16 protein-coding genes and 3 pseudogenes are annotated in these 14,379 nt (G+C 41.0%); 13 read left to right on the top strand and 6 right to left on the bottom strand.

Features of this window, described 5'->3' with window-relative positions:
* Window positions 1–21: 21 nt before the first annotated feature.
* The 3 genes from NXM86_RS13235 to NXM86_RS13225 form a co-directional block, all read right to left on the bottom strand.
* Window positions 22–1,170, bottom strand: a complete 1,149-nt coding sequence (locus NXM86_RS13235) for an aminotransferase A (RefSeq protein ID WP_089097024.1) — start codon at window positions 1,168–1,170, stop codon at window positions 22–24.
* A gap of 187 nt (window positions 1,171–1,357) precedes the next feature.
* Window positions 1,358–1,432, bottom strand: a complete 75-nt coding sequence (locus NXM86_RS13230; protein WP_498959040.1) for a hypothetical protein — start codon at window positions 1,430–1,432, stop codon at window positions 1,358–1,360.
* A gap of 23 nt (window positions 1,433–1,455) precedes the next feature.
* Entirely contained in the window at window positions 1,456–1,584 is a 129-nt protein-coding gene (locus tag NXM86_RS13225) for a hypothetical protein (protein WP_498958135.1), read from the bottom strand.
* A gap of 199 nt (window positions 1,585–1,783) precedes the next feature.
* On the opposite strand from NXM86_RS13225, the pseudogene NXM86_RS13220 reads away from it, so the two are divergent.
* Window positions 1,784–2,113: pseudogene (locus NXM86_RS13220) on the top strand (CorA family divalent cation transporter); the annotation flags it as partial.
* On the opposite strand, the gene NXM86_RS13215 reads toward NXM86_RS13220, so the two are convergent.
* On the bottom strand, window positions 2,019–3,152 hold the full coding sequence (locus NXM86_RS13215; RefSeq protein WP_498958134.1) for an IS4 family transposase: 1,134 nt from the start codon (window positions 3,150–3,152) through the stop codon (window positions 2,019–2,021). The pseudogene NXM86_RS13220 and the gene NXM86_RS13215 sit on opposite strands and share 95 nt — an antisense overlap.
* A 102-nt stretch (window positions 3,153–3,254) precedes the next feature.
* On the opposite strand from NXM86_RS13215, the pseudogene corA reads away from it, so the two are divergent.
* From corA to NXM86_RS13195, 4 genes and pseudogenes are all read left to right on the top strand, one after another.
* Window positions 3,255–4,019, top strand: a pseudogene (gene corA, locus NXM86_RS13210) (magnesium/cobalt transporter CorA); the annotation flags it as partial.
* Between the two features lie 72 nt (window positions 4,020–4,091).
* On the top strand, window positions 4,092–4,646 hold the full coding sequence (locus NXM86_RS13205; protein WP_015863276.1) for a TIGR00725 family protein: 555 nt from the start codon (window positions 4,092–4,094) through the stop codon (window positions 4,644–4,646).
* A gap of 79 nt (window positions 4,647–4,725) precedes the next feature.
* The gene (locus tag NXM86_RS13200) at window positions 4,726–5,376 is read left to right on the top strand and encodes a glycoside hydrolase domain-containing protein (RefSeq protein WP_498958133.1); all 651 of its coding nucleotides are present in this window, start codon (window positions 4,726–4,728) and stop codon (window positions 5,374–5,376) included.
* A gap of 137 nt (window positions 5,377–5,513) precedes the next feature.
* The gene (locus NXM86_RS13195; protein WP_081189173.1) at window positions 5,514–6,419 is read left to right on the top strand and encodes a chemotaxis protein; all 906 of its coding nucleotides are present in this window, start codon (window positions 5,514–5,516) and stop codon (window positions 6,417–6,419) included.
* 164 nt (window positions 6,420–6,583) lie between these two features.
* Here NXM86_RS13195 and NXM86_RS13190 read toward each other — a convergent pair whose 3' ends face one another.
* A complete protein-coding gene (locus NXM86_RS13190; RefSeq protein ID WP_015863279.1) occupies window positions 6,584–7,018 on the bottom strand; it encodes a YkyB family protein in 435 nt (144 codons plus the stop codon).
* Window positions 7,019–7,162: 144 nt separating this feature from the next.
* Complete coding sequence (locus tag NXM86_RS13185) at window positions 7,163–8,047, bottom strand: metallophosphoesterase (RefSeq protein ID WP_171698637.1); 885 nt, start codon at window positions 8,045–8,047, stop codon at window positions 7,163–7,165.
* Window positions 8,048–8,194: 147 nt separating this feature from the next.
* Here NXM86_RS13185 and fadH point away from each other — a divergent pair, with 147 nt between their 5' ends.
* The 8 genes and pseudogenes from fadH to NXM86_RS13145 all read left to right on the top strand — a co-directional run bounded on the left by fadH (window position 8,195) and on the right by NXM86_RS13145 (window position 14,346).
* Window positions 8,195–8,959: a 2,4-dienoyl-CoA reductase gene (fadH, locus tag NXM86_RS13180; protein ID WP_015863281.1), complete on the top strand. Its 765-nt coding sequence runs from the start codon at window positions 8,195–8,197 to the stop codon at window positions 8,957–8,959.
* A 314-nt stretch (window positions 8,960–9,273) separates the two neighbouring features.
* Window positions 9,274–10,491 (top strand): EAL domain-containing protein, encoded by a 1,218-nt coding sequence (locus tag NXM86_RS13175; RefSeq protein WP_062678308.1) that lies wholly within the window; start codon window positions 9,274–9,276, stop codon window positions 10,489–10,491.
* A gap of 53 nt (window positions 10,492–10,544) precedes the next feature.
* Window positions 10,545–10,777, top strand: a pseudogene (locus NXM86_RS13170) (hypothetical protein).
* 212 nt (window positions 10,778–10,989) lie between these two features.
* The gene (gene abbA, locus NXM86_RS13165; RefSeq protein ID WP_015863284.1) at window positions 10,990–11,196 is read left to right on the top strand and encodes an antirepressor AbbA; all 207 of its coding nucleotides are present in this window, start codon (window positions 10,990–10,992) and stop codon (window positions 11,194–11,196) included.
* A 106-nt stretch (window positions 11,197–11,302) separates the two neighbouring features.
* Window positions 11,303–11,767, top strand: coding sequence for a cyclic-di-AMP-binding protein CbpB (gene cbpB, locus NXM86_RS13160; RefSeq protein ID WP_081189176.1), 465 nt, complete (start codon window positions 11,303–11,305; stop codon window positions 11,765–11,767).
* A 370-nt stretch (window positions 11,768–12,137) separates the two neighbouring features.
* On the top strand, window positions 12,138–12,848 hold the full coding sequence (gene dapD, locus NXM86_RS13155) for a 2,3,4,5-tetrahydropyridine-2,6-dicarboxylate N-acetyltransferase (RefSeq protein WP_081189177.1): 711 nt from the start codon (window positions 12,138–12,140) through the stop codon (window positions 12,846–12,848).
* A gap of 65 nt (window positions 12,849–12,913) precedes the next feature.
* Window positions 12,914–14,044, top strand: coding sequence for an N-acetyldiaminopimelate deacetylase (locus NXM86_RS13150; RefSeq protein ID WP_498958132.1), 1,131 nt, complete (start codon window positions 12,914–12,916; stop codon window positions 14,042–14,044).
* Window positions 14,045–14,103: 59 nt separating this feature from the next.
* A complete protein-coding gene (locus NXM86_RS13145; RefSeq protein ID WP_062753549.1) occupies window positions 14,104–14,346 on the top strand; it encodes a YkuS family protein in 243 nt (80 codons plus the stop codon).
* Window positions 14,347–14,379: the final 33 nt, after the last annotated feature.

Raw genomic sequence — 14,379 nt, 5'->3', positions numbered from 1 at the left:
GTGAGTACGGTCAACAAGTACTCACTGTTTTTCTTTGAGATATCGTTCTAGACGATCTAGCCCTTTCTTAAGGGTATCTAGTGAATAAGCATAAGAAAGGCGTACATATCCTTCCCCATATTCGGAAAAGGCGCTGCCAGGAACGAGCGCGACACCAGCTTTATTCACAACATCAAGCGCAAAATCGAAAGACGATTGACCGAAAGCGGCGATAGATGGAAATAAGTAAAAGGCACCGCTCGGTTTTTCCACTTCCAGTCCCATTTTGATTAGACGATGGTAAGCATATTCCATTCGTTCTTTGTATTGGGAGCGCATCGTTTCCGCGTCATTTTTTCCTGCTGTTAAGGCGGCAAGCGCAGCTTTTTGAGACACAGATGATGTGCATGAGACGCTGTATTGGTGTACTTTGATCATATGTTTTGTAACGAAAGATGGAGCGAATACGAATCCGATCCGCCATCCTGTCATCGAGTGGGATTTGCTCAATCCATTAATAACGATTGTTTGTTCGCGCAACCATTTTGCGATCGAATGGTGTTCGCCATTATAAACGAGTTCGCTATAAATTTCGTCTGAGACAATCCAAATTGGCCGCCCCTTTACTAGCTCGGCGATTTTCTGAAGTTCTTGTTCGGACAGAGTGACTCCGGTAGGATTCGAAGGGTATGGGAGTACGATACAACGAGTCCGTTCATTTAAGTAAGGAGCAATTAATTCAGCAGATAGACGAAATCCGTTCGACCGTGTATCGACATATACCGGTTTTGCTCCACATAATTGGATCAGCGGTTCGTATCCTGGATAAACAGGACCTGGCAAAATTACTTCTGTTTCTTCTTCTAAAATGGTGCGAAATGTAATGTCAAGCGCTTGGCTTGCTCCAACGGTGACAATTACTTCGTCAGAATCGTAATATAACCCGTATTTTTCAAGAATAAAATCACATGCAGCTTGGCGCAGTTCAAGAAAACCAGCGTTATGCGTATACGTTGTAAAATTATCTGTAATTGCCTCTTTTCCTGCTTCTTTTATATGTTCAGGAGTGGGAAAATCCGGCTGCCCAATCGTTAGTGAAATCAAATCGGGACGGTTGGCAACCATGTTAAAAAATCTACGAATACCGGATATTTCAATATTTTTTACACGTGAATGTATAAGATGTTCCACCGATTGCTCATCCTTCCGTTATCATCGTTTGATCACATTTTATCATGTTTGACGATTGGATGAGAATGGGGAAAAAATAAAAGTGAGCCGCCTCCATTTTTCTTTAATAAATTTTGGAAGAAGTGGCTCACCTTATTATTTGACCATATGACTCAGACGTTTCACACTCGAACATTTTTCTCTCCTCTTAAGCACCATGTTTTTTTAGAAGCTCATTATATTGTGCGGAAAGTTCTAAAAAGAGTGGCTTATTTCGCGTCATAAGCGCTTCGTCAATCTTTTCCATCAGTTTTTGTTTTGAAACTGGAATATTGCTTGTTGTAATATTTTTTCCGCCAGCGGGCCATAATTACTTTTTTCTTCCATTTGGCTAGGTAAAATAGCACCTTCGTGAGGATATTGTTTTTCGTACATATGTGATTCCTCCCCTACTTGGGAACGATAAGTTCCCTTTTTTATATTATCCTTGTTTTTGATCAAAAAGTAAAGAAAATTTTGATAAATATTCTTTAACATTTTCTACATCATGTATATCCCTTTTTTGTTAGGATGAAGCCTATTTTCGGTTATCATATGTAGAGGAAAGTAGATTATAGATCGTAAGGTGATTAGCATGATTCGGACATGTGTCATTACAAAAGAATTTGAGGTTATCTATGATGTTCCGCTTTCATTTGTAAATAGTCCAGATGTTTCATGGTATTGGGTTGATTTTCATGAACCGACTGAGAATGAAGCAAAGTTGTTGGCTGATTTTTTCCATTTCCATCCTCTTGCGATTGAAGACTGTTTAGAATATGTACAACGCCCAAAGCTTGATTTTTATGATCGGTATTCACGAGTGTTGATTATCCAAAATTATACATATGCCTTCCATAAATTTGGGCATACTCAAACAAAGCAGCGGCCATCCCGGATTTCCAATCGAGAGGAAGCTGCCCAGAGAAAAAACGGCGAACAAACGAAATGAAGGAAAGAGAGACGTTCGTCCGTTTTTTGGTTTGATCATACAGCCATCGCAGCAACACATACGCGATGAACGCCGCAAACAGTTGGTTGTATACCGCATTTTCCGTCGTGCCAAACAAGGTTGGGACATTCAGATATTGCTTCACCCAACGGAAAAAGACCTCAACAGTCCAACGTTGTTGGTACATGTCGGCAATGGTTTCCGCAGACGCATGGAAGAGGTTCGTCACGACCCGAATGTCGCGGCCATTCGCATCTCGAAAGATCACCACCCGGTGACGCTTGGTGGAGCGGTATTGTTTCGTTCCCAACTGGCACGTGAAGTCGGCTTGAACCGATGAGGATGTGCTGGAAAGGCGTTTCAAGCTTTTTTTCTGATGAAGTTCGATGTTGTCCTTCATCCGAATGACAAAGAGCTGATGCTGCTCCACAAATCGATCGAGGCGTTCGATTTTGAAATACGCCCGGTCTTCCACGAGCACTTGTTGAGCGTTCGTCAACTGTTCTCCCACCGGGCCATCATGACGCAGTCCGATGGTTTCCACCACGTCTGCCGGCAACGAGGATTCCGGCGAATACGCGACGTGCAGCTTCACTCCGGCGCGTTCGCCGTGATACGGCGCCCATGGGAGGCGGTTTTTCCCGACTGTGACGGTCGTCGAATCCACCACCCGAAGCGGTTTGGGAAACCGAAGCGAACGGCGGGTTTGGCGGTTGCACTTGGAAATGATCAACGCCAACAAGCGTTTCATGATGTCATAGGGAACTTCTTTCGCTTTCTTGGATACAGTTGAATAATGGAATCGCGGCAATCCATACAGAGGCCCCACATCGGCTCCGTGGCGAAAGCTTTTCCATTGATGCATGGCGGCCAGCAGGAAGAAGTGAATCAACTCGCGCAACGTAAAGGTTCGAGACGAATCACGATACCCAACCGCTTCGGCAATCAGTTGAATCTCTTCATCCGAAACAAGTTTTTGCATCAAATTCGGGAGTGTGGTATGCTTGTTCATAGAGAGCACCTCCTGGGTTTGTTTGTGTGGCTACTCACATTCTACAGGAAAGGTGCTCTTTTTTCTATACCCTTTGGATTTTATTGGATAATCAACACGCCTGATCGGTATTTATTTGTTGTTTTGCATGCCATTGATGGAAATTCGCTCGAAGCAGAGGAAGTCGATTTATTTGTTGGGCAAAATTTTGTCGTGTCTTTTCATAAGCAATCGATTCATGCGGTGAATGAAGTATGGACACGAATCAAAAACGATGAAGATTTCCAGCAAGGACCGTTCCATGTGATGTACCGTATTATAGACAAGCTTGTCGATGACTATTTTCCTCCGATTTATCATATTGAAGATGTATTGAATGAATTAGAGGAAAACACAAACGATGAGGAGGTTCAAGACATTATCGAAAAAGTATTTGATATTCGCAGTGACTTATCGAAGCTAAGAAGAACGATTGTACCGATGCGCGATTTGCTATACCGAATTATTCATTCCGACCGTTTTCAGCGTATGAAGGAGCGCCAATTATATTTTCACGATATTTACGACCATCTGCTGAAACTGGCGGAAATGATTGAAACAAATCGCGAAATTACGTCTGATATACGTGATAGTTATTTGTCGCTTACCTCGAACCAGATGAATACGATTATGATGACATTAACAGTAATTACGACGATTTTTATGCCATTAACGTTCATTGCCGGTATTTACGGAATGAACTTTGATAATATGCCGGAATTGCATTGGAAATACGGTTATTTTATGGTTCTTGGGGTGATGGCGGTCATTACGATTTTGATGTTTTTTTGGTTTAAACGGAACGGATGGTTCCGATTTCTTAAAAATAATTATAAAGATAAGGAATGATGGAAACGTCTGATTGAATCTTACACTGCGTATAAATGGAATTAAGGACAAAGTATGCGAAGGAGAGATAAAATGAAGCGAATTGCTGTTATTGGGCAGTCAGGAGAAATCCCCGATGAGGTACGACATGTTGCGGAGGAAGTAGGGGCGGAAATTGCGAAGCGAAATGCCGTTTTATTAACAGGCGGGGGAAGCGGTGTGATGGAAGCGGCATCGAAAGGAGCGAAAGAAGCGGGAGGACTTGTTATTGGCATCTTAGCTGGAGATCGTATTGATGTTGCAAATGATTATATCGATATCCCCATTACAACAGGTCTTCATTTTGATTTCCGCAGTCTTATTCTTGTTCATTCCTCTGATGCGCTGATTATGATTCGTGGCGGAAACGGAACATTGGGCGAGTTATCCGCGGCATATATGAATAAAAAGCCGGTTATTATTATCGAAACGACTGGCGGTTGGGCAACGAAAATAAAAGAAGTTGCTTATGAAGGCGGCTATTTAGATGAACGGCGTACGGTGGAAATCGCGTTTTGCCATTCGGCCAAAGAAGCGGTAGAACTTGCTTTTCAACGAATCGAGGCGCCGATCGATATAACAAGAAATACAGGACGAATAGGCGATTAATCGATGTGAACGATTGTATGAAACAGGCAGTAAGTTTCATATATATGGCAGAGAGAACATTATGGAAAGGGGGAAGCTGATGGCAAAAGGTGTTTGGGGTGTCGATTCTGCGCAAGCAGTAACGGAAAAGTTGTTTCAAGGTGTGAAAAATGAGCTTGGCTACCCAAAATTTTGGGGGCGGTATTTAACCAATGTTCCGAATGTTTCCGACGGTTTAACCAAAGAGGAAATTACACGTTTAAGAAATTACGGGATTAAAGTGATGCCTGTTTATAATGCGTTTCGTGAGGCTGTAGGATATGCAAACGGACAAGTGGCGGCACGCAATGCAGTATTCCATGCGCGGCGTCTCGGCATTCCAGCAAATAAAGTATTATTTGCAAACATCGAAGATTTTTTTTCGGTCGATGCCTCATGGATTGTAGCATGGGTGGAAACGATGCATCCGACAGGTTATCGTCCGGGGGTGTATGCTGACCCGACAAAAGGCGATTTTGCTAGTGCTTATTGTGAGGCGATCCAGGCAAATAACCAAGTCGCTGTACAAACAATCATTTGGAGTTCGACACCAAGACCAGGGACGACAAAAGAACAAAAAGCGCCGAAATATCAGCCGACAGCCCCGAATTGTAAAGCGAACGTTTGGGTTTGGCAGTACGGCCGTGATGATGCATCATGTCCGGTTGATACGAATTTAGCTGATCGCAGATTGCTTGATTTTTTATATTAAAGTTTTAAGGTTGCAGTAGAAAAGACTGCAACCATTTTTTATAAATTGCAAAACAAATATAAAAAATATTGGTTCTTTATGCATTCAACAATATAATAAAATATAGACCATATTAAATAGGAAGGACGTAGCGGCAAATGGAAGAAAGATCAAGTATTTTATTGGAAAGTGGTACGAACGAACTAGAAATAGTGGAATTTTTGATTGCAACTAATCGTTTTGCCATCAATGTCATGAAAGTACGCGAAATTGTTAAGCCTGCCCCAATCACAAAAATTCCACACTCCCATCCGCATATTGAAGGGATTATTGAATTGCGCGGAGAGGTGCTTCCGGTTGTCGATTTAGCAAAAGTGCTTCATTTTCCACCTTCCGAAAATCCTGAGCACGATAAATTTATTGTCGCTGAGTTTAACCAACTAAAAGTTGTTTTTCATGTACATGATGTGACACGTATCCATCGGATTTCGTGGAAACAGATTGAAAAACCGTCACAAATGTATCAAGGGCTAGAAGCACAAATTATCGGTGTGGTGAAATTAGAGGGGCAAATGATTTTGCTGTTGGACTTTGAAAAAATTATTGCCGACATTAACCCAGACTTAGGAATAAACACACAGAAAATAAAAAATTTAGGGAACCGAGAACGTTCACAAAAAAAGATCATCGTGGCAGAAGATTCACCATTATTAAGGAAATTGCTGCAAGATACGTTAGCGGAGGCAGGATACGTATCGGTGGAGTTTTTCGAAAATGGGGAGGATGCTCTTCACTATTTACAATCGATTGCTGATACAGGAAAAGATATTGCGGATGAAGTGCAGCTTGTTATTACAGATATTGAAATGCCACAAATGGATGGGCATCATTTAACAAAGCGTATTCGCGAAGACGATAAGTTAAAGAAACTTCCTGTCATTATTTTTTCTTCTCTTATTACCGATGATCTTCGTCACAAAGGAGAGAAAGTTGGAGCAACAGCGCAAGTAAGTAAACCAGAAATTGGTGAACTCGTCAACATGATTGATGCACATATCTTATGAATCAATGAGACAGGGAATTTTTCATTTATATATAAAGTGGATTATCGTGCATGATCGTTTCACAAAGTCTCTAAAATAATAAACAGCCAATTCAATGCGCAGAAGCCTCTTCGATGGAGATGACACAGCTCCCACCTCTAGATGTAAAGGTGGGAGAGGTTCCATCAATAGCTTTCTCCAAGGCGTTTAAATACTGGTTTTTGATACGATTTTTTTTGTTTTGGTGGAATTGGTTTGATGCCTGTATATGTTTGTAACAGTGCTTTAGCTTTGGACAACGGCATTCTCGTTGCAGGATTGCGGTAAGAGTCATTAAGTGCTCCAAGATGCGGAAGGGTTGCGAAGTCTTCTTTTGTTGGAGGAATATGAAAATAATAATCGCCGACAGCGACAAGTACATCAGACTGCTGCTGGCTATATTTCGGATTGCGAGAAAAGTGTAAGCCAACTTTTTTCGCTTTTCCTTCTTGCAGCAATTTTTCAATTGCTTTTTTCTTAAGAAGGTATAGGAAAGATGGGTTTAACGCAGTTTTTGCGTGGCGGTTTACTGTAAAAATCGCTTTTGCTATGTTATCTATTGTCGGTTCTAACGGTTCCATTAGCACGTCTCCTTTTCATTATTGATTTAGTTTAATTATACAACATGAACATATGTTTGCAAAACAGCTTTTTTGCTTGCTTTGTTTTTTATGATAGAAAAGGACGGTTGGAATACGCCGCATAACCATTTTTGGCGGCTTTCTTTATAAACCGTCCTGTTGTTTTTCTAATGCTTGGTGTTGCAATGTAAAGACAGTCAATTCGGGCGGTGAAAGAAATCGGAGTGGTATTCTTGTTGTTCCAAGTCCACGGTTTACATATAGTGTTAAATGATGAATTTGATAAAATCCTTCATAATATGTTTCTGAAAGCGGCGGAGTGATAAGCGGTCCGATGAAAGGAAGCTGGACTTGCCCGCCATGACTATGTCCTGATAGCTGTAGATGAACTGGATGACGGCTCATTTGCATGGCACCATCCGGTTCATGCAGCAACGCGATGGTATAAGTCGAATCAGGAATGGATTTTACCATTTCAGAAAAATTTGGTTTACCGAGCATCATATCATCTACGCCGGCAATGGCGATGAAACTTTCGTTTTGTCGCTTAATGAGAACATGTTCATTGACAAGCATTTGAAATCCCGACTTTTCCATAATATGGCGGTATATATCTGTTCCATATCCACCGTGATCGTGGTTTCCGTAAATACTAAATTTTCCAAGTGGAGCACGAATGCGAGAAAGCTCGTTGGCAACTGCATCAATGTGTGGGTATTTGTTTGGCTCATCTAATAAATCTCCTGTAAACAACACGATATCTGGCTGCAATTCGTTAATTTTTTCGATTGTATAACGAAAGCGATTTAACCCGTAATAATGACCTAAATGAACGTCGCTAAACTGCAAAAGTTTCGTTCCAGTAAACTCTTTCGGAATAAGCGGGTGAGAAATAATATGATGGGTAACGGTTAATTTTGCTGGTTCAATAAAACGAGCGTAACCATAACTGAATGATGTTGCCAAAATTCCCCCAATGCCGGTGATCATCAATTTTTTTAAAAATGTTCGCCGATTCATCTGTTTCATAATGTGCCGTCCTTTCACAATAGCTTTATTATAATGGAAAAAATAAAAAGAGGACAATAGGGCAAAAATAATGTTAGAAAATTTCGTATATTTATAGTAAGATAGAAATGAATGAGTAATCAGTCATTTTTACAAAGGGGGAGAAATATGAACGGCAAAGTAATCATTATTACTGGTGGTTCGAGCGGGATGGGAAAATATATGGCAAAACGGTTTGTGGCAGAAGGTGCGAATGTCGTTATTACGGGAAGACGGCTTGAAGCATTAGAAGAAGCGAAAAAAGAAATCGAATCTCCAAATGGAAAAGTTCTTCCGATTCAAATGGATGTACGTGATCCCGAATTAGTCGCTGAAATGGTAAAACGCACGGATGCGGAATTTGGCAAAATTGATGCACTCATTAACAATGCTGCTGGCAATTTTATTTGTCCTGCGGAGAAGCTATCGATTAATGGTTGGAATAGTGTGATTAATATCGTATTAAACGGTACATTTTACTGTAGCCGTGAGGTCGGAAATTATTGGATTAATAACGGTCAAAAAGGTTCCATTATCAATATAGTCGCTACATATGCTTGGAGAGCTGGTGCAGGTGTTATCCATTCCGCGTGTGCGAAAGCAGGAGTGTTGGCGATGACGAGGACGCTTGCGGTAGAATGGGGACGAAAATATGGGTTCCGCGTCAATGCGATCGCACCTGGGCCAATTGAGCGGACAGGAGGTGCGGAACGGCTTTGGGAATCAGAAGAAGCGGAAAGAAGAACCATTGAAAGTGTTCCATTAGGACGTCTCGGTACACCGGAAGAAATTGCTGCCCTTGCCGCATTTCTTCTTTCTGATGATGCCGCTTACATTAATGGGGAATGTATTACAATGGATGGCGGACAATGGCTCAACCAGCATCCATTTTAAAAAACGTAACATGTATGAGCGGTTTCCTAATATTAGGAAACCGCTCATGTTTTTATCAGATCGGTGCCATTTCATTCGACGCCATCTTTCCAAACCGATGAAAAACCTATCTACCATGGAAGTTTTTCAATATGAACCTCTCTCACCTACATTCCATTTAAGGCGGAGTTTTTTATCTTTATAAAAAACTCCCAATTCTTCCTCCTCTTTGCTTCATTTCGAGGGGGGGAGAAAAATGTTAAAAAAAGATATCGAAGGGAGCACGTATGATATAATATGACAAAGATGGTGTGTGTATAAAAGAGGTGAGTAGGATGGATGCATTAGATGTAATGGCGAATTTGCAAAATGTTTTTCCGTACTATCAAGCGATTTTTAGTGCAGATGAACATTGTGTGATTGGATATGAAGTGCTAGGAAGATACCAATCGGAAACGGGAGTTGTAAGTCTCGGTCCATTTTTTCGCGATGAAACAATACCGGAAGAGTTCCGTTTAGAAGTGGATGAAGTGGTAACAAAAAAAGCACTTGATTATTTTCTGTCCCTCGATGACTATACACTGCTTATTTTTTTAAATCGTGATGTAAATTTATTAATGCTTGACCGTGCTGAGTCATTTTTGCAGCTTCTTCTTCAATATGAAACAAGAGGATTGTCGTTAGAGCGCGTTGTGCTAGAAATTAATGAACACCATTTTAAGGGAGATTTACAGCAATTAAGTCATTTATTAACATATATTCGTACTTATGGAATTAAAATTGCGGTAGACAATATAGGTGAGCATAGCAGTAACTTAGAGAGAATCGGGTTATTGTCACCTGATATTTTGAAAATTGATTTGCACCAATTGCGGACAACTTCCATGTATCAAGCGTATCAAGATGTGATTTATTCCATTTCTCTGCTCGCTCGTAAAATCGGAGCAACGCTTTTATATGAAGATATCGAAACGTCGTTTCAATTGCAATATGCGTGGCGAAACGGAGGACGTTATTACCAAGGGTATTATTTGGCGAAACCATCTGCCGAGCTAGTGCCGCGTGATATGTTGAAAGAGCGTCTGCGTCAAGAATGTCATCATTTTATTCAGCAAGAAAAGAAAAAATTAGAAACGCTTTATCGCATTTCTGAACAGTTTCAGAAACGATTGGCAACACTTTTGGCAAAATATAAGAAAGTATCTAATTTTGATGAACTTATTTCGCTTCTAGCTAATGAGCTAAACGATGTTTGTTTCCGCATTTATGTTTGTGATGAAGACGGGTTTCAACAGTCGGCGAATATGTTTAAGCGCAATGACTGCTGGGAATTGCAGCCGCAATATTACATGAAAAATTGGAGTTGGCGGCCATACTTTTTAGAGAATATTATTCGGATGCGTTCGCGTAAACGCGGGATTCTTTCCGATTTATATGCAGATATCGAAACAGGGGAAACGATTCGTACGTATTCGTATCCAATTGACGATCGGCACTATTTATTTATCGATTTATCATATAGCTATTTATTTGAGCATGATGCTCATTATTAAAATGGTATAAAATTCTTTTCCTCGTGGCAAAGTAAGCATGAGGTGAAGAAACAATGGCACAGTTGACATTTACATTATCAATCATTGCAATTTTAATTGCTGTTATTGGGGCGTATACACATTTCGTCTCGGGCGACAACAAAAATGGCAGGAGGAATTGGATGCTCCTATCCCCGAGAAGGTGCAAGAACATGTATTTTTGCGCAACCCAATTTTTTTGGCGTATATTTCGGCCGGCTTATTAGCTGCGATTGCGATTTTTTATTTAGCATTACGTTATTGGTGAGTCAAAATGAGCAGTCCTATTAGGGAGTGCTCTTTTTTTTATGTTGATGATGCCAGATGATTGGTTTTACGAGCAGCAAGCAAAAAACGAATGATCAAAATCAAAATGCGCTTCGTTGTTATATGCCGGTGATATAAAGCTTTGGGAAATAAGACTTTTTTACGTGTTCAATGAATATATATTTAATTGAGTTTCCAAAGGGGGAATAAAAAATGGGAAAGCAATTACTTCAAACATTATCGCATGAAGAGCAAATATTGCTCCTAGATATTTTGTTTACGCAACAATACGCATTGGATCTTGTTAGTTGTGAACTTGCTGATATAGAAAATGGAGAAAAGCAAGTGGACGAAAAACGGTATCAACAACTTTTACGTTTATACGATCGGCTTCTTCAAGAAACATATGACTTTACGTAGTACTATCGCTTCAAAATAAGCGATAGTTCTTTTTAATAAGAAGACCACATTAAAATATGATAAACTGAAGAAGGGAAAACGCTAAAAGAGAAAGGCGGAAATAGGTATGACAAGTTTGGGGAACAATGAGTTTGCACATATGACAATTGCGCAATTTCTGATCCCTTCGGATAAAGTAGCACACGTTCAACTCGGAAACTATTTAGACCATGCATTATTAGTATTGACGAAAACTGGTTATTCCGCTATTCCTGTATTGGATACTTCATATAAACTTCATGGATTAATTAGTATGACGATGATAATGGACGCGATTTTAGGGTTGGAGCGCATTGAATTTGAACGATTGGAAACGATGAAAGTGGAGGAAGTGATGAATAAAGACATTCCCCGCCTTTTATTGGATGATGATGTTTTGAAAGGAATTGAAGTTATTGTAAATCACCCGTTTGTTTGCGTTGAAAATAAAGATGGATATTTTGAAGGAATTTTTACAAGACGAGAAGTATTAAAGCGATTAAATAAACAGCTGCGGCAACTTAATCATTACCATAAATTATATGAAAAATAAGTTGCGCAAGAAGAAGGACCGTAATGGCATGCAATAAATTAGCAGCTGCTTTCGCTTTATTTTTTGCGCGACTCTTGCTATAAGCTCGTAAAGCTGGAAGCTTCCGCAAGTACAAGCCTTCTATATAAGTTATTGAAAATTCTACTTCTTGTGATCCATTTTTTCGACTGCACTTATGCGTGACGAAGGCAAGTCATTGACTTGCCTTCGTCAGTCGAAAAATCTCTTGATAAAAAGCGCAAAGAACCAAATATCAAGTTGCATTTATATAGAAAGTGCTGCAAGATTCCATTTTATGAATTTATGCTTGTCACCATCATCTTTGTTTTGCTAAAGTAAGAAAATAAGAGCACAAAAGGAGGATGATGTCATGAAAATGATGGATGCGAATGAAATTATTTCTTTTATTCAAAACAGCAAAAAGTCAACACCTGTTAAAGTATACATAAAGGGAAACCTTGAAGGGATTGATTTTGGTCCAAGCGCAAAAACGTTTATTACAGGAAATACTGGTGTTGTTTTTGGGGAATGGCAAGAAATTCAATCGGCATTGGAAGCCAATAAAGAAAAAATTGAGGACTATGTCATTGAAAATGATCGCCGCAATTCCGCGATTCCGCTTCTTGATTTGAAAGGAGTAAAAGCGCGCATTGAGCCAGGCGCCATTATTCGTGATCAAGTCGAAATTGGCGATAATGCGGTTATTATGATGGGTGCTGTCATTAATATCGGTGCCGTCATCGGTGAAGGAACGATGATTGATATGAACGCAGTGCTCGGCGGCCGCGCAACGGTCGGAAAGAATTGCCATGTTGGCGCTGGCGCTGTTTTAGCAGGCGTGATTGAGCCGCCTTCCGCTAAACCAGTGATCGTTGAAGACGATGTAGTGATTGGCGCAAATGCCGTTATTTTAGAAGGCGTTACGGTCGGCAAAGGCGCGGTCGTGGCCGCTGGCGCTATTGTCGTTGAAGATGTGCCGCCGTATACGGTTGTTGCTGGTGTGCCGGCGCGCGTGATTAAGCAAATTGATGAAAAAACAAGAGCAAAAACAGAAATTAAACAAGAACTTCGCCAGTTATAAACATAGCCAAACACAAAAGCTGTCCCATCTTTGGGCCAGCTCTTTTTTCAATGGAGGAGATAGAGATGTCATCAATCAGTCCGTTTGTGGCGATTCGCCGCGATTTGCATAAAATTCCCGAGTTAGGGTTCCAAGAATTTAAGACGCAGCAATATTTATTTCGTTACATTCATGCGTTGCCGCAAGAACGGCTGGAAATCCAAACGTGGAAAACCGGGATTTTTGTAAAAGTAAAAGGAACAGCTCCGCGAAAAATGATCGGCTACCGCACTGATATCGACGGCCTGCCGATTAAAGAGGAAACGGGATTGCCATACAGCTCGGAGCATGAAGGAAACATGCATGCGTGCGGGCACGATGTGCATATGAGCATCGCGCTTGGGCTGCTTACGCATTTTGCCGAGCATCCTATCCAAGATGACTTACTATTTATTTTCCAGCCGGCAGAGGAAGGGCCAGGCGGTGCGAAACCAATGCTTGAAAGTGAGATTATGAAAGTATGGAAGCCGGATATGATACTTGCTTTACATATCGCCCCGGAATATCCGGTTGGCACGATTGCGACGAAAGAAGGATTGCTGTTTGCCAATACGTCGGAACTGTTTATTGATTTGAAAGGAAAAGGCGGGCATGCCGCATTTCCGCACTTGGCGAACGATATGGTTGTTGCTGCCTGCTCGCTTGTTACGCAGCTTCAGTCTATCGTTGCGCGCAATGTCGATCCGCTTGACAGTGCTGTTATTACAATTGGAAAAATTTCAGGCGGTACAGTACAAAATGTGATTGCAGAGCATGCGCGCTTGGAAGGAACGATTCGCACATTGTCGGTGGATTCGATGAAAAAAGTGAAAGAGCGGATTGAAGCGATGGTCAGTGGAATAAAAATGGCGTATCAATGCGAGGCGGAAATTGACTACGGTTCCATGTACCATCAAGTTTATAATGATCCGGAGTTAACGACGGAATTTATACAGTTTGCTGAAAATTATCAGGGGATTCGATTCATTCGCTGCAAAGAAGCGATGACCGGAGAAGACTTTGGGTATATGCTTGCAGAAATCCCAGGATTTATGTTTTGGCTTGGCGTCGATTCTCCCTATGGGTTGCATCATGCGAAGTTGACTCCAAACGAAGCGGCAATTGATCAGGGGATTTCGTTTTTAATATCGTACATTACGTGGAAAGGAAACAATTAATTTATTGTATAGTTCCACCTTCCTTAAGGCACATTATGTGTATGAGGAGGTGGATTGCTATGCCGAAAATTGGTGTAGAACATTCGTTAACAAGCGTACAAGAAGCATTAAAAGCGAAAGGATACGAAGTCATCCCGCTTCGAGGGGAAAATGATGCAAAGGGCTGTGATTGCTGCGTAATTACTGGCCAAGATGCTAATGTCATGGGCATTCAAAATACAGTTACAGCTGGCCCTGTGATCGAAGCGAGCGGTCTAACTGCAGAAGAAATTTGTCAAAAAGTTGAAGAAAAATTACGCTAATGGCTGACGGGCTGTCCGTACCAACAGCCCGTT

It is taken from the genome of Geobacillus sp. CX412 (genome assembly GCF_027942335.1).
GTDB lineage: Bacteria > Bacillota > Bacilli > Bacillales > Anoxybacillaceae > Parageobacillus_B > Parageobacillus_B toebii.
Note: the sequence above shows the minus strand (reverse complement) of the source record. Positions and strands in the feature narration are given on the sequence as shown.

Excerpts from the sequence above, each read along its gene's own strand:
- NXM86_RS13225 (WP_498958135.1), bottom strand. The coding sequence starts at position 1,584 with ATGTACGAAAAACAATATCCTCACGAAGGTGCTATTTTACCTAGCCAA.
- NXM86_RS13215 (WP_498958134.1), bottom strand. The coding sequence starts at position 3,152 with ATGAACAAGCATACCACACTCCCGAATTTGATGCAAAAACTTGTTTCG.
- NXM86_RS13205 (WP_015863276.1), top strand. The coding sequence starts at position 4,092 with ATGAAGCGAATTGCTGTTATTGGGCAGTCAGGAGAAATCCCCGATGAG.
- NXM86_RS13200 (WP_498958133.1), top strand. The coding sequence starts at position 4,726 with ATGGCAAAAGGTGTTTGGGGTGTCGATTCTGCGCAAGCAGTAACGGAA.
- NXM86_RS13195 (WP_081189173.1), top strand. The coding sequence starts at position 5,514 with ATGGAAGAAAGATCAAGTATTTTATTGGAAAGTGGTACGAACGAACTA.
- NXM86_RS13190 (WP_015863279.1), bottom strand. The coding sequence starts at position 7,018 with ATGGAACCGTTAGAACCGACAATAGATAACATAGCAAAAGCGATTTTT.
- NXM86_RS13185 (WP_171698637.1), bottom strand. The coding sequence starts at position 8,047 with ATGAAACAGATGAATCGGCGAACATTTTTAAAAAAATTGATGATCACC.
- fadH (WP_015863281.1), top strand. The coding sequence starts at position 8,195 with ATGAACGGCAAAGTAATCATTATTACTGGTGGTTCGAGCGGGATGGGA.
- NXM86_RS13175 (WP_062678308.1), top strand. The coding sequence starts at position 9,274 with ATGGATGCATTAGATGTAATGGCGAATTTGCAAAATGTTTTTCCGTAC.
- abbA (WP_015863284.1), top strand. The coding sequence starts at position 10,990 with ATGGGAAAGCAATTACTTCAAACATTATCGCATGAAGAGCAAATATTG.
- cbpB (WP_081189176.1), top strand. The coding sequence starts at position 11,303 with ATGACAAGTTTGGGGAACAATGAGTTTGCACATATGACAATTGCGCAA.
- dapD (WP_081189177.1), top strand. The coding sequence starts at position 12,138 with ATGAAAATGATGGATGCGAATGAAATTATTTCTTTTATTCAAAACAGC.
- NXM86_RS13150 (WP_498958132.1), top strand. The coding sequence starts at position 12,914 with ATGTCATCAATCAGTCCGTTTGTGGCGATTCGCCGCGATTTGCATAAA.
- NXM86_RS13145 (WP_062753549.1), top strand. The coding sequence starts at position 14,104 with ATGCCGAAAATTGGTGTAGAACATTCGTTAACAAGCGTACAAGAAGCA.